At 52.6% G+C, this 664-nt stretch carries 2 pseudogenes; both read right to left on the bottom strand.

The features are described from left to right. Positions 1–470: pseudogene (locus DEQ92_RS24485) on the bottom strand (cell division control protein Cdc6); the annotation flags it as partial. Continuing rightward, positions 431–664 (bottom strand): annotated as a pseudogene (locus DEQ92_RS24000) (hypothetical protein); the annotation flags it as partial. The pseudogenes DEQ92_RS24485 and DEQ92_RS24000, both read right to left, overlap by 40 nt.

The following is a 664-nucleotide window of genomic DNA, read 5'->3' on the forward strand; positions in this document are numbered from 1 at the left end:
TCTTCGAACCGGGAATCCTCACGGATCGTCTCCATGATCGTTTCCGGATCCTCGGAGAGGGAGAAATACATATGCACTCCTCTGCCTCGCCCCTTGCCCCGACGCTTGAAGTCCAGTACACCGTACGTACTCTGCTCTGTGACGTGATTTACGAACGTCTCACGGCTGTACTGGTCCGCATCCATCGTATCGGCAATGAATTGGTACGTCTTGAACGCAGGTCCAGCAGGGATCCACTCAGGATGTTCTCTTGCGTAGTGGGCAGTGGCCGCTACAGCGTAGATGGAGAGTTTCTTTTGAGTGGAGATCCCGCTAATATGACGAAGTTTGCGATTCTCGGTGTATTTCTCCTGGGCATCACGGACATCAGTCTCGGTAACCGTGTCAGCTCCACGCCGCTCGGCTAATTCGCCAGCCCATCTGAGGAGATCTATTGCTTTCCGTGCATCTCCATGCGTTTGGGAGCCAATGCAGCAACAAGCGGAACGACGTCATCTGCCAGTGATTCTGGCTTGAAGGCGTCTCGTCGGTTGTGGAGAATACTACGGAGTTGATTCGCATCGTAATCGTCGAAAAAGATGTCGTCAGGGTTGTAAGAACTCTGTGCGCGGCTGTTGAGGTCCTTCATGAAATCAGCGTAGTTCGTGATAGTCGTGAGAGAAAT

The organism is Haloferax sp. Atlit-6N (assembly GCF_003383195.1).
Lineage (GTDB): Archaea > Halobacteriota > Halobacteria > Halobacteriales > Haloferacaceae > Haloferax > Haloferax gibbonsii.